Consider the following 14,361-nt stretch of genomic DNA (forward strand, 5'->3'; position numbering starts at 1 on the left):
GATTTTTATATCACCAATCAAACTACTTTTGATCGATATTTTGAAGATGATGATGATGATAAATCAAAACTTAAGTTATATACTCAACTAGAAGTGGATATTGAGAATGGAATTATTTGCATTCTAGATTGCCATATTGATAATATAAATTCTGAGGAAACTCGACTAGAACGTTTAGAGACTCTTGCCTTCATCATTAAAAATGTCCTTAACGAGGAGATTAGAAACAGATTCCTAAAATCACCCTGCAACGACAGTTTAACTTCTTTTAGCGATATAGGGTTGATTTTATATTCCCCAAAAGACTCCCAAGATGGAACTGGGGATATAAATCAAGAACTATTTGAAGAACTTGGGGTGAAACCTTGTAATTTTTACGATAGACCCAAGCTAAATAAAGATGCGAATAATAATAGCTCCAAGAATGTTTACAGTCTTAATTCATTATTAGAACGTATTGAACCTGAAAAGAAATTGAAGATAGCCAAGCAAGCTGACGTACTAAACAAGGCATCTTCCAATCCTACTACTAATCTGCCTTCTACTAACAACATATTACAGCGCTTAGACAACTCAGCTGCTGATGATAGCCAAATGCCTCTAAGAAGAAGTCAAAGATTAATAAACATCGCGGCTACTAGTAAATTAACTGCAATAGCAGCAACAGCAACCTCTACACACCAACCAGCATCAAATAACTGCGTCCCAACTTCTTCAACCACCAATACAACACTGCGAAGAAGTGACCGATTAAAACAAAAAGTGAATTCTAGCGCGTCAGCAGAAAACGCAAAACCAATAAGAAGCAAACGTGATTTTTCTAACATCGCAACCTCAAGCGTTGATTCAAACACTCATGTGAGTTCCACTACTCAATCAAACTCCACACTTAAACCAACACCAACCCAACCTGGCTCACGCAAACGAGCAAAAAAGTGAACCTACCCCCTAAATTCCACCCAAACCCTGCGCGAAGATTGCAACCCTTCGCGCGATTTGTCACAATTAGCCCATTTGTAGCTTGGAACGATTAGTAGACATGGCACAGGTTATCGCATCCAAAACCCAGCATCGCTTTCGTGAGTTGGGATTAGCCGTTATTAGAACCGAACTCGACGCGGTGAATAAATTGCTCGAACGCGTCGGTAACGCTTTTGAACAAGCGTGTGAATTTTTATTGCAATGTCGGGGACGGGTAGTCGTCACTGGCATGGGAAAATCGGGGCATATTGCCAATAAACTTGCCGCCACCCTCGCGAGTACCGGCACACCGGCTTTTTACGTTCATCCGGGTGAAGCCTGTCATGGGGATTTTGGCATGATAACGTCTAACGATGTCGTTGTTGCTCTCTCAAACTCAGGACGTACCCCTGAAATTATCACCCTGTTGCCTTTAATCAAACGCTTAAATATTCCTTTAATCAGTTTAATTGGTGATTTAAATTCACCGCTGGCAGAAGCCTCTACAATTAGTCTAGATGTCAGTGTTGATAAAGAAGCTTGTCCTTTAGGACTCGCCCCCACGTCAAGTACCACCACAGCTTTAGTCATGGGCGATGCCTTAGCGATTGCTTTATTGGAAGCGCGTGGTTTTACTGAAAAAGATTTTGCTTTTTCTCATCCGGGTGGCACACTCGGTAAACGATTATTATTACATGCTAGCGATGTCATGCGTACGGGCGATAAAATTCCACGAGTGAAAACCCAAACCATTTTAAGCCAAGCGCTGGTAGAAATTTCCCAAAAAGGTTTGGGCATGACTTCGGTTGTCGATAATGGCAATCGTTTATTAGGCGTATACACCGATGGCGATTTACGGCGCAGCATGGATAAAGGTGTCGATGTTCACACTATCACCATCGATACTTGCATGAGCCGCCATCCTAAAACCATTCGTAGCAATATGTTGGCAATTGATGCATTTAATATTATGAAAGAACATAAAATTACGGCATTAATGGTGACTGATGAGGAACAACGCGTGGTCGGGGTATTACACATTCACGATTTATTGCACGCAGGAGTGATGTAATGCAAGAACTTTTAGATAAATTTGCAAAAATCCGTTTATTAATTTGCGATGTCGATGGCGTATTAACCGACGGTAAATTGTATTATAACGAACACGGCATTGCCCACAAAGCGTTTCACGTGCAAGATGGTTTAGGTTTGCAATTATGTCAGCAGCATGGCATTGACGTTGCCATCATTACCACCTGTAAATCGCCATTAACCCGCAAACGCTTCAGCGATTTAGGCATTCAGCATCTTTACATGGGTAATCGTAATAAATTTGCTGACTTTCAAGATTTACTCGCCAAAACGCAGTTAAGTGCAGAACAGTGCGCGTATATTGGAGATGATTTGTTGGATTTAAAAATTATTAAACACTGCGGTTTGGGGATCACCGTTGCCGATGGACATCCGTTAGTTAAAGAATTTGCCCATTATGTCACTCAACAGGCTGGCGGTAATAAAGCCGTGCGTGAAGTATGCGATCTATTACTCGAAGCGCAAGGTAAATTGGCGGCACTCATCGATGATTAAAACGCAACCGATCAATATTATTTTATTATTACTTGCTTTCATCACCGGTTGGTTGTGGTGGCATCGCACGCATAGTTTGTCACTGAATTTTCCTCCACTGCAAAAACCCACGCTGCTCATGACCGATGTCAAAGCCGTACGTATGAATATGTTAGGCTCTCCACAGTATCAACTGCAATCTCGTCAAATTCAATTTTTTCAACAACAAGATAAAACCTATTTTATTCAACCTATCGTCACCTTATTTTCGCCTAATAATCCACCCTGGATTTTGCAAGCTCGCGAAGGCATGGCCAGTGCAAAATTTAATACTATCGATCTCTACCATCATGTCATTTTAGATCAAGCAAAAACTGCCGAGCATGGCGCAACCCACGGCACTACCGAAAAAATCACGCTGTATCCCCATCAAGATTTAGCGCAAACTCAAGAAATAGTCACCATCACGCGAGATGGTAATCGCATTCAAGGACAAGGCATGCGTGCCGATTTAAAAAAAGATTGGATTGAATTTCTAGCACAAGTTGTGGCGAATTATGATACCCAAGAAAAAATGTAATCTCAGTAATTTATTTATTATATTGTTTTATACTATTGCACCTGCGGTGTTTGCTTTACCCAGCGATCATCAACAACCACTGAACATTCAAGCAGATTTCGCGCAATTTTATCGGCAAGATAATCATGGATTTTTTCGTGGCCATGTCCACCTGGTGCAAGGAACCACGCAAATAGATGCCGATAAATTAACTGTATATATGAATTCTTCTCATCAATTAATTAAAGCCATTGCCGAAGGAAATCCCGCTATTTATCGTACTTTAAATGAGTTAAATCATCCTCCTCTGGTAGCCAATGCTTCGAAAATGACGTATTCTACCGTACAACATCATATTATTTTGCAAGGTAAGGCACTCGTGATCCAAGGAGCCAATCAATTTAGCGCCCCACAAATTATTTACGACACCGTTGCAAAAACCGTGGTCTCAAAGGCTAAAGCCCAACAACATACCACAATTATTATCAAACCCGAATCCAACTCTTCTGCAAATAAACTGAATTTTTAACCACAATTGGAAACAAAATGGCAATTTTACGCGCACAGGAATTACAAAAAGGTTACAAGGAACGCCAAGTCGTCGATAAAGTTTCTGTGGCCATCGAAAACAGTGAAATTGTCGGTTTGCTAGGCCCCAATGGTGCTGGAAAAACCACGTGTTTTTACATGATTGTCGGCTTAATTCAAGCAGATGAGGGCTATGTGTTTTTAGACGATAACAATATTACCGCCTTACCCATGCATCAACGCGCTCAACTTGGAATTGGCTATTTACCGCAAGAAGCATCGGTATTTCGCAAACTATCTGTTGCCGATAATATTATGGGAATTTTAGAATTACGCAGCGATTTAAATTCATCACAACGTCGTCATTTATTAACTGAACTCTTAAAAGAATTTCGTATTGAGCACATTCGCGAGAGTCGAGGAATGAGTTTATCGGGTGGCGAACGACGACGCGTTGAAATTGCGCGTGCTCTCGCGATTGAACCTAAATTTATTTTACTGGATGAGCCTTTTGCCGGCATCGATCCCATTTCGGTTATCGATATCAAGCAAATTATCACCCATTTAAGTAATCGCGGCATTGGTGTTTTAATCACCGATCATAATGTCCGTGAAACACTCGATATTTGTCACCGCGCCTATATTTTAAATCAAGGACAATTAATCGCTGCTGGCAAACCCAGTGATATATTAGCCAATCAAATGGTACGTGATGTTTATCTGGGCGAAGAGTTTTGTCTCTAGTCCTGACTGTTCACAAATAAGCATAAAGTACTTAAACTGAAGAATTTAAAGAAAAAATGGCGTGGGAATGAAACTTTTTACTAAAATTATTCTCTAATATCGCAAGAAGGAGTTAAACTTTAAAGAGCATGGATAAAGGAAAGGCAACCTATTCATCTTATGAAACAAACACTGCAAACGAAATTAACTCAGCATTTAACCCTTACCCCGCAACTACAGCAGGCCATTCGTCTATTGCAATTATCAAGCTTAGAATTGCGACATGAAATTGAGCAGGCCGTGGAAGCCAATCCACTATTAGAATATCAAGATGATAATTCCTCACCAGCAGAAGAAACACCCAAGTTTGACGATATTAACCACGCAGAACACTCCTTGCGTTGGAATGAACAGTCTCTCAAACTTAAACGCGATCCTTATGCCATTGCTGAATATGAAATTCAAGGAGCCACCACCACAAGCTTACGCGATCATTTACTCTGGCAAATGCGTTTATCTCATTTTAGCGAAATCGATACGGCTATCGCCACTGCCATTATTGATGCAATTAATGACGATGGATTTTTAACGTGTTCACTCAATGATATTCGCGTGTGTCTTGGCAAAATGGAAGTAGATGACGATGAAATTGCGATGGTGCTGCGACGCATTCAACATTTTGATCCCACGGGTGTTGGCGCGCGGGATTTAAAAGAATGTTTATTAATCCAATTAAATACTTTTCCGAGTGAGACACCGTTACTCTTAGAAGCACAAACCATTATTCAATATGATCTCGACTTACTCGCACATCACGATTATCGTCAATTACTCAAAAAATATAAATTTAAAGAATCATGTTTACAAGAAATTATCCGTTTGATTAAAAGTCTCAATCCCAAACCTGGTGCGAGTATTGCGTCTCCTTCTGCTGAATATATTATTCCCGATTTAATTATTGAAAAATATCAAAACGATTGGCAAGTACGAATTAATGATGAATCGTTACCCAAAGTACAAATGAATCAAGATTATGATCATTTGCTCGATAAGCAAAGTCATCAGGCAGAATATGAATTTTTGCATCATCATTTGCAAGAAGCACGTTGGTTTTTAAAAAGTATTCACAGTCGCCACGATACCTTATTGCGGGTCGCGCAAAATATTGTCCGTCATCAACAAGATTTTTTTGAGCATGGTGCTGAACACATGAAGCCTCTCATTTTGCAAACAGTTGCTGATGATTTAGGCTTACATGAATCTACAGTCTCGCGAGTTACAACCCACAAATATATTTTAACGCCACGCGGATTATTTGAATTAAAATACTTTTTCTCTAGTCATCTTACGACAAATAATCACGAAGAGTGTTCCTCAACGGCTATTCGTGCCATGATTAAAAAATTAATTGCAGAAGAAAATTCACACAAACCCTTGAGTGATAACCGTATCACCCAAATATTAGCAAGACAAGGCATTCACGTTGCGCGCAGAACCGTGGCAAAATACCGTGAAGCAATGGTTATTCCACCCTCAAACGAACGTAAATGTCTGTAACTTAAAAAGGAGAAAGTTTTTATAATATACTCAAAACAATTGGATTTTAATTGGATTTTAGGCGAGGCGTCGAGTTAAATATACGAAGGAGTGTATACTGAATACATAACTGAGTAGCTTTAACTCGACAACAAAGCCTAAAATTCAAGTGTGAAGAGTATAGCTTCAATTTAATTATTTCATGAGTTTATCACTAGATGATAAACTTTCACAATTGACAAAGAAGGAGTGTTTTTATGCAAATTAATTTTACTGGGCATCACGTGGATGTTACCCCCGCCCTCCGCGAATTTACCGAAGGAAAATTCGATCGTCTCGAACGTTTTGCCGATCGCATCACCAGCATCGATGTGAAATTTGAAGTTGAAAAATTGCGCCAAATTGCCGAAGCGCATATTGCAGTTGCCGGTGGAAAAATCAATGCTCGTGCGGAATGCAAAGACATGTATAGTGCTATCGATAAATTAATCGATAAGCTTGATCGGCAATTAGTAAAAATTAAAGAAAAAGGTAGCAACCATCATTCCTAATTAACGTTGAGATGCTGAGTGCAAATTGTTATAAGCAATCATCACTCAGCATCTTTGTTTATGGTTAAAAACAGAGCAATGATTATGACTCAACCGCGGCAGCTCACTCTTCATGGTGTTTTTATGGATGTGTTGGGTCTTGGAATATTGTTAACGGGAGAAAGTGGCATCGGTAAAAGTGAGTTAGCGTTGGGTTTATTAAATCGCGGGCATCGAATGATTGCCGATGATGCCGTCATTTTCACTCAACAGCCAACCCTAGAATTAGTCGGTACCTGCCCACCCCTCTTGCAAGATTTTTTAGAAGTGCGCGGTTTAGGGATTTTAAATATCCGCGTCATGTTTGGCGATACCGCCATCAAAGATAAAAAGCAATTACAGCTCATCATTAAAATTGCTCGCTTCGCGCAAGAGCAGTTACACAACATCGATCGCCTATATGGCATTTATTGCCAACAACCCTTGCTTGACACCGTGATCCCTGAAATCACACTTCCTGTCGCGCCAGGACGAAATTTAGCCGTACTAGTAGAATGTGCCGTGCGTAACGAAGTGCTTAAAATGACAGGCTATGATGCTGCTGAGGAATTTATACAGCGCCAACAACAATTAAACCAAAACAACTCTGCATAAAATTAACCCTACCGCTAGGGTAAATTTTTGTTATAATTTTTCATTTTTGGATGCCTGATTAATTTAAAATGAGCGTTTATATTTTAATAATTACTCATGATGTTATCGGAGAAGCTATCCTCAGAGCCGTAAAAGCGACTTTCGGAGAACTTCCCCTACCCACGGAAGCTATTCATGTTGATTTACAAGACAACCCACAAACGATTATTCATAAACTGCAACCCCGGGTGACTCAATTGAAATCTACGCATGAACTCTTAATCCTCACCGACATGTTTGGCTCAACCCCCAGTAATATCGCCGAGGCGTTGCACGATCCGGCACAGAGCCGACTCATCACCGGATTAAATTTACCGATGTTAATTCGCATCATGAATTATCCGCATTTATCACTGGCCCAACTGGCAGAAAAAGCCATTTCTGGTGGTAAAGAAGGAATAATCAATTGCGATAATAACACACCCTAGGAAACTCATTATGCTAGAAAAAAAAATTACGATTATTAATAAACTTGGCCTCCACGCCCGCGCCGCCGCCAAATTCGTCGCCCACGCTTCACGTTTTAATGCCCATATTGAAGTAACCCGCAATCAACATACCGTTAATGGCAAAAGTATTATGGGAGTCATGATGCTTGCTGCCAAACAAGGCAGCGAAATTACTCTGCGTATTGAAGGCAACGACGAAACTCAAGCCTTAGCAGCCCTAGAAAATTTAATTAATCAGCGGTTTGATGAGTTGGAATAATTTTTTGGTAACTGAGTAATGTGAAATCCTTGTTTTCCGCACTAACACAATAATCCATCTCACTCTCCCGCCACCATCATTTTTTCAATTAATATCGACCCTGTAGCGAGGCTGCTGTTGGGATAAATATCATTGCTAATCGCAATAATCTGTTGATACATCTCGGGTAATTTTCCTGCAATCGTAAATTCGTTAATAGGATATTGGATTTCACCGTGCTCAATCCAAAAACCGGTGGCGCCTTGGGAATAATCTCCTGTCACAATATTAACGCCCTGCCCCATGACATCCGTGACTAATACCCCGCGATCCATTTCTTTGATCAACTGTCCGAGGGTTTTATTATGCGTTCTGATAAAAATATTATGCGTGCCGCCGGCATTGCCGGTGGTTTGCAGCCCTAATTTTCGCGCAGAATAACTGCCTAAAATATACGATTCAATAATGCCATTTTTAACAATAAAACGATCGTGGAGTTTTACCCCTTCCGCATCAAAGGGTGAGCTTGCAAGACCTTTAGCAATAAAGGGTTTTTCTTCAATCGTTACCCAACTCGGAAAAGCAACTTTGCCTAATTGATTTAACATAAAAGAAGCTTGACGATACAAATTTCCACCGCTGATGGCCGATAAAAAGGAACGCAAAATTCCGCAGGCAATGGGAGCTTCAAAAATAACGGGAACTTCACAGGTTTTAATTTTGCGGGCGTTTAATCGTCGGGTCACTCGCAAAGCAGCTTCTGTGGCGACTTCTTGAATTGAATGCAGTAATAAGGGATCGCGCGCCCACGTATAACCACTATCGGCTTCCATTTGTTGCTGATCACGTGCGACTAAACCACAGGCAATACTGTGGGAAGAAGTCGCATAGGCGCCGGTAAAGCCGTGGCTATTGGCATAAACTCGATAGGTACGTGCTGTTGCCACCGTGGTACCTTCGGCATTCTCAATGCGTTTATCCAGCGCCATCGCTTTGGCTTCGCATTCTTTTGCCAAGGTAATCGCTTTATCAACTGGCAAATCCCAAGGAAAATATAAATCTAGTTGTGGGTATTCATAAGCCATTAATTCGGGGTCAGCTAAACCGTTACACGCATCTTCATGCGTGTATTTGGCAATATTACAGGCTGCTGCTACGGTTTTTTCGATGGACTCTTCGCTAATATCGGAACTTGAGGCCGATCCTTTGCGTTTATCAAAATAAACCGTCAAACTGAATCCTTTATCGCGGTTATATTCTACCGTATCCACCTCCCCTAAGCGCACAGTGGTACTATAACCATCGCTAACCGAGGCACCCACATCCGCCATGCTGGCACCGTATTGTTTGGCTACGGTTAAGATGTGGTGAGATAGCTCAATGAGATCACTATTATCGAGCGGATTAGCAGCAAGCATTTTATTCATAATCAAACCCTTAGGGAATTTATCGGTGATATCACATGTTAGCTGAAATTCAGCGTGACCAAAAGCATTTCTGAATGTTTAACCATTATCCTTGATGCTCTTATTCTTAAAAAATTAAATCATTCATGTTGTAAAGGTAGCAATTCAAGTCAAATGGTTTCTTCTATGGTTTATTTCTCACAGCAGAGGCAGATATTCCCCACAAAGAAGATAGGGCTTTTCGGTATTGCTTAAACCGAGTGGATTTTGACATCATGTCAAAGACGATAGCGATAGAAAATTTTGGAGGCACAATCATGGAAATGGCAAAACACAGACGTTTTAGGCCACATCATTTTCATACACTCTCTCATCACGAACGCGAAGCGATTACCCTCAAAGCCGTGTTAGTTCACGCCAATGGTAATTTGGCTAAAGCGGCGCAAGCGCTTGGGATAAGCGCCTTAGCGCTCACCAGACGCTTACGTGATAATAATATTTTTATTAACGATCTCTCCCCCACTAAGTAACTCGTAAAAAAATAATATACTCCATACTATTGGATTTTAGGCATGGCGCCGGATTAAAGATATGAAGGAGTTTTACCTAATACAGAACTGAGTAGCTTTAGCTCGGTAACACAGCCTAACATTCAAGCATGAAGAGTATTTGTCTCGTTTAAACTTTGCGTTACAATACCAATTCCCGCCTCCCAGCGGGAATTTTTTTATAAGGAATCGAATACCCATGCTTGATGACGCTTTATTAACCGTTTACCAAAACCCGAATCCAACGCACCAAAATCAGTTTTATTTAGAATTATTAAAAGCTAATTTATGGCTACCGACTGATCCTAACCATATTGAAACACCAGAAGAGCCTTTTCGACCACTGATCAGCGAGCGCGCAGATTGTTTTTTAATCTTAGTATTTAGTTCCTTAGAGCGTTTACAACACTGGGCAGGCAATGAATTCCCTCATCTCACTTATACGCAAATTACCGGCGCACATTTATTTAAAGCGCTCGGTGAAAATGTTTTTTTATTTTTAAATCCCACTACGGAATTTTACAAAGAATTTGCACCGGATGAAATTGATCATATAAAAAATATTATTGCCAAAACAGAAACTTTATTAAAACGCCACGTCAAAATAGATAATCCAACATTAAAAGAGTAGTGAATTGTGATGAAGAAAAAACTCACTCATATCGTTATTATTATTACTATCATTTTTATTGATATTCTGACCGGTATGGAGTTTGATTTATTCGTGCCTAGTCTTTCACAACTACAACATTATTTCCATTTATCGCCGTTTTGGGCAGAAGCTGCCGTAACTATTAATTTTATCGGCTATTGTATCAGTTTATTTTTAGTTGGAGAGTTATCCGACCGCTTCGGTCGTAAACCAATTATTATTTGGGGGTTGGTGCTGTTTATTATCGGCAGTGGTTTATGCTTAATTAAATTTTTCTATTTAATTATTTTAATAGGTCGATTTTTACAAGGTTTTGGTATTGCTGCTCCTGCGATTTTAAGTTTTCTTATTATTGCCGATCGATATTCATTAACCCAACAACAATTTTGGATGGCGATGCTAAACGGTTCTTATAATACTGCCGCTGGCATAGCGCCGGTAGTGGGAAGTTATATTGCACTCTATTTTCAATGGCAAGGCAGTTTCATTGCACTCTTAGTGTTAGGGTTAATAGCATTCATGATGACACTATTTTTTCTTCCCCAAGAATCCAAATCTCAACGAGAGCCGAGCGGGTATACGGAATTATTTCATACACCTTCGCTATTATTACTGATTGCTACACTCGCAATTATGTTCACACCTTATTGGGTTTTTTCTGGCATTTCACCCTTATTATATATTAAAAATTTACATGTGAGCTTTCCGGCTTTTGGCATTTATCAAGGCAGTTTAGCGTTATTTTTTGCCTTAGGCAGTATTTTATTTGGCTTTATTCTTAAATTATGCTCACCAAAGAATTGGCTCTATGTGGGTTTACTATTTTTTATGATGGCCCTATTAAGCATTATTTGGATTTCTTTTATTAATAGCGCAAGCCCAATGATTATTACCTCTAGCATGTTAATCTTTGTGATTGCGCAAATTATTCCCAGTACGATTTTATACCCACTGTGTTTAAATTATATTCCCCACGCGAAAGCAAAAATATCGGCGCTCACTCAAGGGGCAAGCTTAGTGATTTCTGCATTGAGTTTGCAAATCGCGGGTTATTTTTATCAAGGATCGTTTCAAAGTCTGGGAATTATTTTGATAATGTTAATTAGTTTAACGCTGTTGACTCAGTATTGGGTGATTAGGGATAGTAAGATTATTCAACGATGAAATCTGCATTCGTATGATTTTAGTTTTTTAATTAGCTTTCATAATGGCTCTTTCGATTTGGTTAATACGCATTATTTTTTTACGTATCAAATTATAAAAAGAGCCATTATTTCATCGTGACATTATATTCCCCGTAACTATTTATCCAGGGAAGCAAGATAGGGTATTTTTGCTTTTTTTCGTACAATTTTTCACACTTCCGTTATATACTAACTGAAACTTAGACGCGCCATACTTGATTGAGTATGAACACTGAACAGTATTAGAACCCCGCCAAGAGATAACATCTATATCTTCTTGTGTAATTTTAAGCCAACCATAAATTACATAACCGAATTTAAGGCTATCACTCTTAATAATCCATCGCCCGTCCAACTCTTCCCCGATTGCTATTGTGCTAGATATTGTTGGGCATGTGTATATTGTAGCAACAGAGCTGCCTTGAGTTTGCATATTACCAGCATAAGAGACTACTGAAACACTTAATATTGAGAGGGCTACAATGAGTTTTTTCATTATGATATCTCCAGATATTGTTGCTATTAATATTAGTCTAGTACGAAACTTTTATTTTGCTTGAAAATAAAGCAAAGCGTTAAATGAGAAAATAAATGACATTAATAACAGTCTTGCTTGAAATATTCATAACCCATTATAATTTTGTCTAAACCACTAGTTGTCCCTTTTAAGCTTTTTCCACAAAATGCCCCCTAACCCAACGCCCCCAACTTTCGCAACTCAACAAACAACCCCTCCGCTAATAAACGATAACCTTCGGCATTTAAATGAATAGTATCGGATTTTAAATGGCGTTGTTTGAATAAGTTGGAAATTAAATCTTCTAACACGGGAACCTGTTGCTCTTTCGCAATCTCGGCGTAAAAATCAGGTGGATCCATGGAAATTTTAGGTTGAGGCACGGCCAATACCACGACTTGGGCATGAGCATTTTTAATCAGGCTAATGAGTTTAAATAAATTATCGGAAATTTGGATAGCGGGAACTTTGCGTAGCATATCGTTACCGCCTAAACATAAAATGACTAACGCGGGTTTATTTTTTTCTAACGCTTCCGGTAAGCGTTTTAAACCATCGGCGGTAGTATCGCCTGGTACGCCAGCATTAATCACTTTATATTTTGTTAAACGCGATAAGACATTGGGATAGCTGTTGACGGAACTCGTGCCCGTACCGAACGTTAAACTATCGCCAAACGCTAAAATCACGCCATCTTTGGGTAAAGGGTGTAATTTTGGCGAGTGACTACAGGCACTTAATAAAATAATCAGAAAAATATTGACGATAAATTGCCGATAATAACGCATTAACATCATCCTTGTTGAGTTCCACCCACGGTTAATCCTTCTACGAGTAATGTTGGTTGACCCACTCCCACCGGAACGGATTGCCCTTCCTTGCCACAGACTCCCACACCGGTGTCCAGCGCTAAATCATTTCCCACCATCGAAACACGAGTTAATACATCGGGGCCATTACCAATTAAAGTAGCGCCTTTAATGGGTGCACCAATTTTTCCATTTTCAATTAAATAGGCTTCGCTCGCCGCAAAAACAAATTTTCCAGAAGTAATATCGACTTGTCCACCGCCAAAATTGACTGCGTAAATGCCTTTTTTTACCGTGGCGATAATTTCTGCAGGATTATGTTTACCCGCTAACATATAGGTGTTAGTCATGCGTGGCATGGGTAAACACGCGAACGATTCTCGTCGACCATTACCAGTGGGTGCCATATTCATTAAGCGTGCGTTTAATTTATCTTGCATATAATTTTTTAAAATACCATTTTCTATCAATACCGTGCATTGCGTGGGAACGCCTTCATCATCGATATTAAGAGAACCTCTGCGCCCACTTAAGGTCCCATCATCCACGACAGTGCATTCCGGTGCTGCAACACGTTCGCCAATTCTTCCAGAAAAAGCGGAACTGCCTTTGCGATTAAAATCGCCTTCTAAACCATGTCCAATCGCTTCGTGCAATAAAACCCCAGGCCAACCAGACCCTAACACGACCGGCATACTGCCTGCCGGCGCATCGATAGCATCAAGATTAATTAACGCTTGACGTACCGCATCTTGAGTAAATTTTTCAACTAAGTTTTCATCGATAATCGTTTGATAACTGTAGCGACCGCCACCTCCTGCAAAGCCTTGTTCACGACGGCCATTTTCTTCCGCGATGACAGTCACATTAAAACGTACTAGAGGACGAATATCGGAATTAAACGTACCATCACTCGCCACAATTAACACCACGTCATGAACACCCGATAACGAAACTGTCACTTCTTTAATTCGCGGATCGGTTTGACGCGCCAATCGATCGGCACGTTGCAAGAGTGCAACTTTTTGTTGTTCACTTAAGCTATCAATGGGATCGAGAGCGGGATAGAGTACCAACCCCGGTGAAGTTTTCCAGGCTTGTACGCGTTGATTACCTCCCACTTTAGCGATGCTTTTGGCAGCAAGCGCTGCTGATTCTAGCGCGGGTAAAATAATATCATCTGAATAAGCAAAACCCGTTTTTTCCCCACTCATTGCACGCACACCGACACCGCGATCGATATTATGACTGCCTTCTTTAATAATACTATTTTCTAATACCCAAGATTCATGGCGAATCGCTTGAAAATATAAATCGGCAGCATCCACGACATTCCCTAACATATTCCCTAAAATGCGTTGTAAATGTTGCTCGGTTAATCCAGCGGGTTCTAATAAGGTGCGTTTAACTTCGATAAGTGACTGGTTTGACATCGTGTGATCCTGATAAAAACAGATAGTTTA

General features: G+C 40.1%; 18 protein-coding genes. 14 read left to right on the forward strand and 4 right to left on the reverse strand.

The features are described from left to right. From KIT27_05815 to KIT27_05865, 11 genes are all read left to right on the forward strand, one after another. The coding region (locus KIT27_05815; GenBank protein ID MCW5589163.1) for a hypothetical protein at positions 1-939 on the forward strand (939 nt) is incomplete at its 5' end. Positions 940-1,039: 100 nt separating this feature from the next. Next, positions 1,040-2,032 (forward strand): KpsF/GutQ family sugar-phosphate isomerase, encoded by a 993-nt coding sequence (locus KIT27_05820; GenBank protein MCW5589164.1) that lies wholly within the window; start codon positions 1,040-1,042, stop codon positions 2,030-2,032. Continuing rightward, positions 2,032-2,547, forward strand: a complete 516-nt coding sequence (locus KIT27_05825) for an HAD-IIIA family hydrolase (GenBank protein MCW5589165.1) — start codon at positions 2,032-2,034, stop codon at positions 2,545-2,547. The genes KIT27_05820 and KIT27_05825 overlap by 1 nt, the downstream gene beginning before the upstream one ends. Further along, positions 2,540-3,106, forward strand: coding sequence for an LPS export ABC transporter periplasmic protein LptC (gene lptC / locus KIT27_05830; protein MCW5589166.1), 567 nt, complete (start codon positions 2,540-2,542; stop codon positions 3,104-3,106). The genes KIT27_05825 and lptC overlap by 8 nt, the downstream gene beginning before the upstream one ends. Further along, entirely contained in the window at positions 3,084-3,614 is a 531-nt protein-coding gene (lptA, locus tag KIT27_05835; GenBank protein MCW5589167.1) for a lipopolysaccharide transport periplasmic protein LptA, read from the forward strand. Before lptC ends, lptA begins: the two co-directional genes overlap by 23 nt. A gap of 17 nt (positions 3,615-3,631) precedes the next feature. Continuing rightward, entirely contained in the window at positions 3,632-4,357 is a 726-nt protein-coding gene (lptB, locus tag KIT27_05840) for an LPS export ABC transporter ATP-binding protein (protein MCW5589168.1), read from the forward strand. 159 nt (positions 4,358-4,516) lie between these two features. Beyond that, positions 4,517-5,893 carry an RNA polymerase factor sigma-54 gene (locus KIT27_05845; protein MCW5589169.1) on the forward strand — a complete coding sequence of 459 codons (1,377 nt, stop codon included), beginning with the start codon at positions 4,517-4,519 and terminating at the stop codon, positions 5,891-5,893. Between the two features lie 236 nt (positions 5,894-6,129). Further along, positions 6,130-6,423 (forward strand): ribosome-associated translation inhibitor RaiA, encoded by a 294-nt coding sequence (raiA, locus tag KIT27_05850; protein MCW5589170.1) that lies wholly within the window; start codon positions 6,130-6,132, stop codon positions 6,421-6,423. 84 nt (positions 6,424-6,507) lie between these two features. Beyond that, positions 6,508-7,056: a hypothetical protein gene (locus KIT27_05855; GenBank protein ID MCW5589171.1), complete on the forward strand. Its 549-nt coding sequence runs from the start codon at positions 6,508-6,510 to the stop codon at positions 7,054-7,056. Between the two features lie 68 nt (positions 7,057-7,124). After that, positions 7,125-7,523, forward strand: coding sequence for a hypothetical protein (locus tag KIT27_05860; protein MCW5589172.1), 399 nt, complete (start codon positions 7,125-7,127; stop codon positions 7,521-7,523). 10 nt (positions 7,524-7,533) lie between these two features. After that, a complete protein-coding gene (locus KIT27_05865) occupies positions 7,534-7,803 on the forward strand; it encodes an HPr family phosphocarrier protein (protein MCW5589173.1) in 270 nt (89 codons plus the stop codon). Between the two features lie 59 nt (positions 7,804-7,862). Here KIT27_05865 and pmbA read toward each other — a convergent pair whose 3' ends face one another. Then, on the reverse strand, positions 7,863-9,209 hold the full coding sequence (gene pmbA, locus KIT27_05870; protein MCW5589174.1) for a metalloprotease PmbA: 1,347 nt from the start codon (positions 9,207-9,209) through the stop codon (positions 7,863-7,865). A 254-nt stretch (positions 9,210-9,463) separates the two neighbouring features. Between pmbA and KIT27_05875 the strand changes: the two genes are divergently transcribed. The 3 genes from KIT27_05875 (at position 9,464) to KIT27_05885 (ending at position 11,552) form a co-directional block, all read left to right on the forward strand. Further along, positions 9,464-9,718, forward strand: a complete 255-nt coding sequence (locus KIT27_05875) for a hypothetical protein (GenBank protein MCW5589175.1) — start codon at positions 9,464-9,466, stop codon at positions 9,716-9,718. Positions 9,719-9,935: 217 nt separating this feature from the next. Continuing rightward, positions 9,936-10,367, forward strand: a complete 432-nt coding sequence (locus KIT27_05880; protein ID MCW5589176.1) for an SseB family protein — start codon at positions 9,936-9,938, stop codon at positions 10,365-10,367. A 9-nt stretch (positions 10,368-10,376) separates the two neighbouring features. Continuing rightward, entirely contained in the window at positions 10,377-11,552 is a 1,176-nt protein-coding gene (locus KIT27_05885; protein ID MCW5589177.1) for an MFS transporter, read from the forward strand. A gap of 141 nt (positions 11,553-11,693) precedes the next feature. Here KIT27_05885 and KIT27_05890 read toward each other — a convergent pair whose 3' ends face one another. The 3 genes from KIT27_05890 to tldD all read right to left on the reverse strand — a co-directional run bounded on the left by KIT27_05890 (position 11,694) and on the right by tldD (position 14,331). Further along, complete coding sequence (locus KIT27_05890) at positions 11,694-12,068, reverse strand: hypothetical protein (GenBank protein MCW5589178.1); 375 nt, start codon at positions 12,066-12,068, stop codon at positions 11,694-11,696. Positions 12,069-12,262: 194 nt separating this feature from the next. After that, positions 12,263-12,877 carry a hypothetical protein gene (locus KIT27_05895; protein MCW5589179.1) on the reverse strand — a complete coding sequence of 205 codons (615 nt, stop codon included), beginning with the start codon at positions 12,875-12,877 and terminating at the stop codon, positions 12,263-12,265. A gap of 5 nt (positions 12,878-12,882) precedes the next feature. After that, the gene (tldD, locus tag KIT27_05900) at positions 12,883-14,331 is read right to left on the reverse strand and encodes a metalloprotease TldD (protein MCW5589180.1); all 1,449 of its coding nucleotides are present in this window, start codon (positions 14,329-14,331) and stop codon (positions 12,883-12,885) included. Positions 14,332-14,361: the final 30 nt, after the last annotated feature.

The sequence above is a fragment of the Legionellales bacterium genome, from assembly GCA_026125385.1.
In the GTDB taxonomy this organism is placed as follows: Bacteria; Pseudomonadota; Gammaproteobacteria; order JAHCLG01; family JAHCLG01; genus JAHCLG01.

Bases quoted from the DNA above. Each gene is read 5' to 3' on its own strand.
- KIT27_05885 (MCW5589177.1), top strand. From the start codon at position 10,377: ATGAAGAAAAAACTCACTCATATCGTTATTATTATTACTATCATTTTT.
- pmbA (MCW5589174.1), bottom strand. From the start codon at position 9,209: ATGAATAAAATGCTTGCTGCTAATCCGCTCGATAATAGTGATCTCATT.
- KIT27_05845 (MCW5589169.1), top strand. From the start codon at position 4,517: ATGAAACAAACACTGCAAACGAAATTAACTCAGCATTTAACCCTTACC.
- lptC (MCW5589166.1), top strand. From the start codon at position 2,540: ATGATTAAAACGCAACCGATCAATATTATTTTATTATTACTTGCTTTC.
- KIT27_05880 (MCW5589176.1), top strand. From the start codon at position 9,936: ATGCTTGATGACGCTTTATTAACCGTTTACCAAAACCCGAATCCAACG.
- KIT27_05825 (MCW5589165.1), top strand. From the start codon at position 2,032: ATGCAAGAACTTTTAGATAAATTTGCAAAAATCCGTTTATTAATTTGC.
- KIT27_05875 (MCW5589175.1), top strand. From the start codon at position 9,464: ATGTCAAAGACGATAGCGATAGAAAATTTTGGAGGCACAATCATGGAA.
- raiA (MCW5589170.1), top strand. From the start codon at position 6,130: ATGCAAATTAATTTTACTGGGCATCACGTGGATGTTACCCCCGCCCTC.
- KIT27_05820 (MCW5589164.1), top strand. From the start codon at position 1,040: ATGGCACAGGTTATCGCATCCAAAACCCAGCATCGCTTTCGTGAGTTG.
- KIT27_05860 (MCW5589172.1), top strand. From the start codon at position 7,125: ATGAGCGTTTATATTTTAATAATTACTCATGATGTTATCGGAGAAGCT.
- KIT27_05865 (MCW5589173.1), top strand. From the start codon at position 7,534: ATGCTAGAAAAAAAAATTACGATTATTAATAAACTTGGCCTCCACGCC.
- lptB (MCW5589168.1), top strand. From the start codon at position 3,632: ATGGCAATTTTACGCGCACAGGAATTACAAAAAGGTTACAAGGAACGC.
- KIT27_05855 (MCW5589171.1), top strand. From the start codon at position 6,508: ATGACTCAACCGCGGCAGCTCACTCTTCATGGTGTTTTTATGGATGTG.
- lptA (MCW5589167.1), top strand. From the start codon at position 3,084: ATGATACCCAAGAAAAAATGTAATCTCAGTAATTTATTTATTATATTG.
- KIT27_05890 (MCW5589178.1), bottom strand. From the start codon at position 12,068: ATGAAAAAACTCATTGTAGCCCTCTCAATATTAAGTGTTTCAGTAGTC.
- tldD (MCW5589180.1), bottom strand. From the start codon at position 14,331: ATGTCAAACCAGTCACTTATCGAAGTTAAACGCACCTTATTAGAACCC.
- KIT27_05895 (MCW5589179.1), bottom strand. From the start codon at position 12,877: ATGCGTTATTATCGGCAATTTATCGTCAATATTTTTCTGATTATTTTA.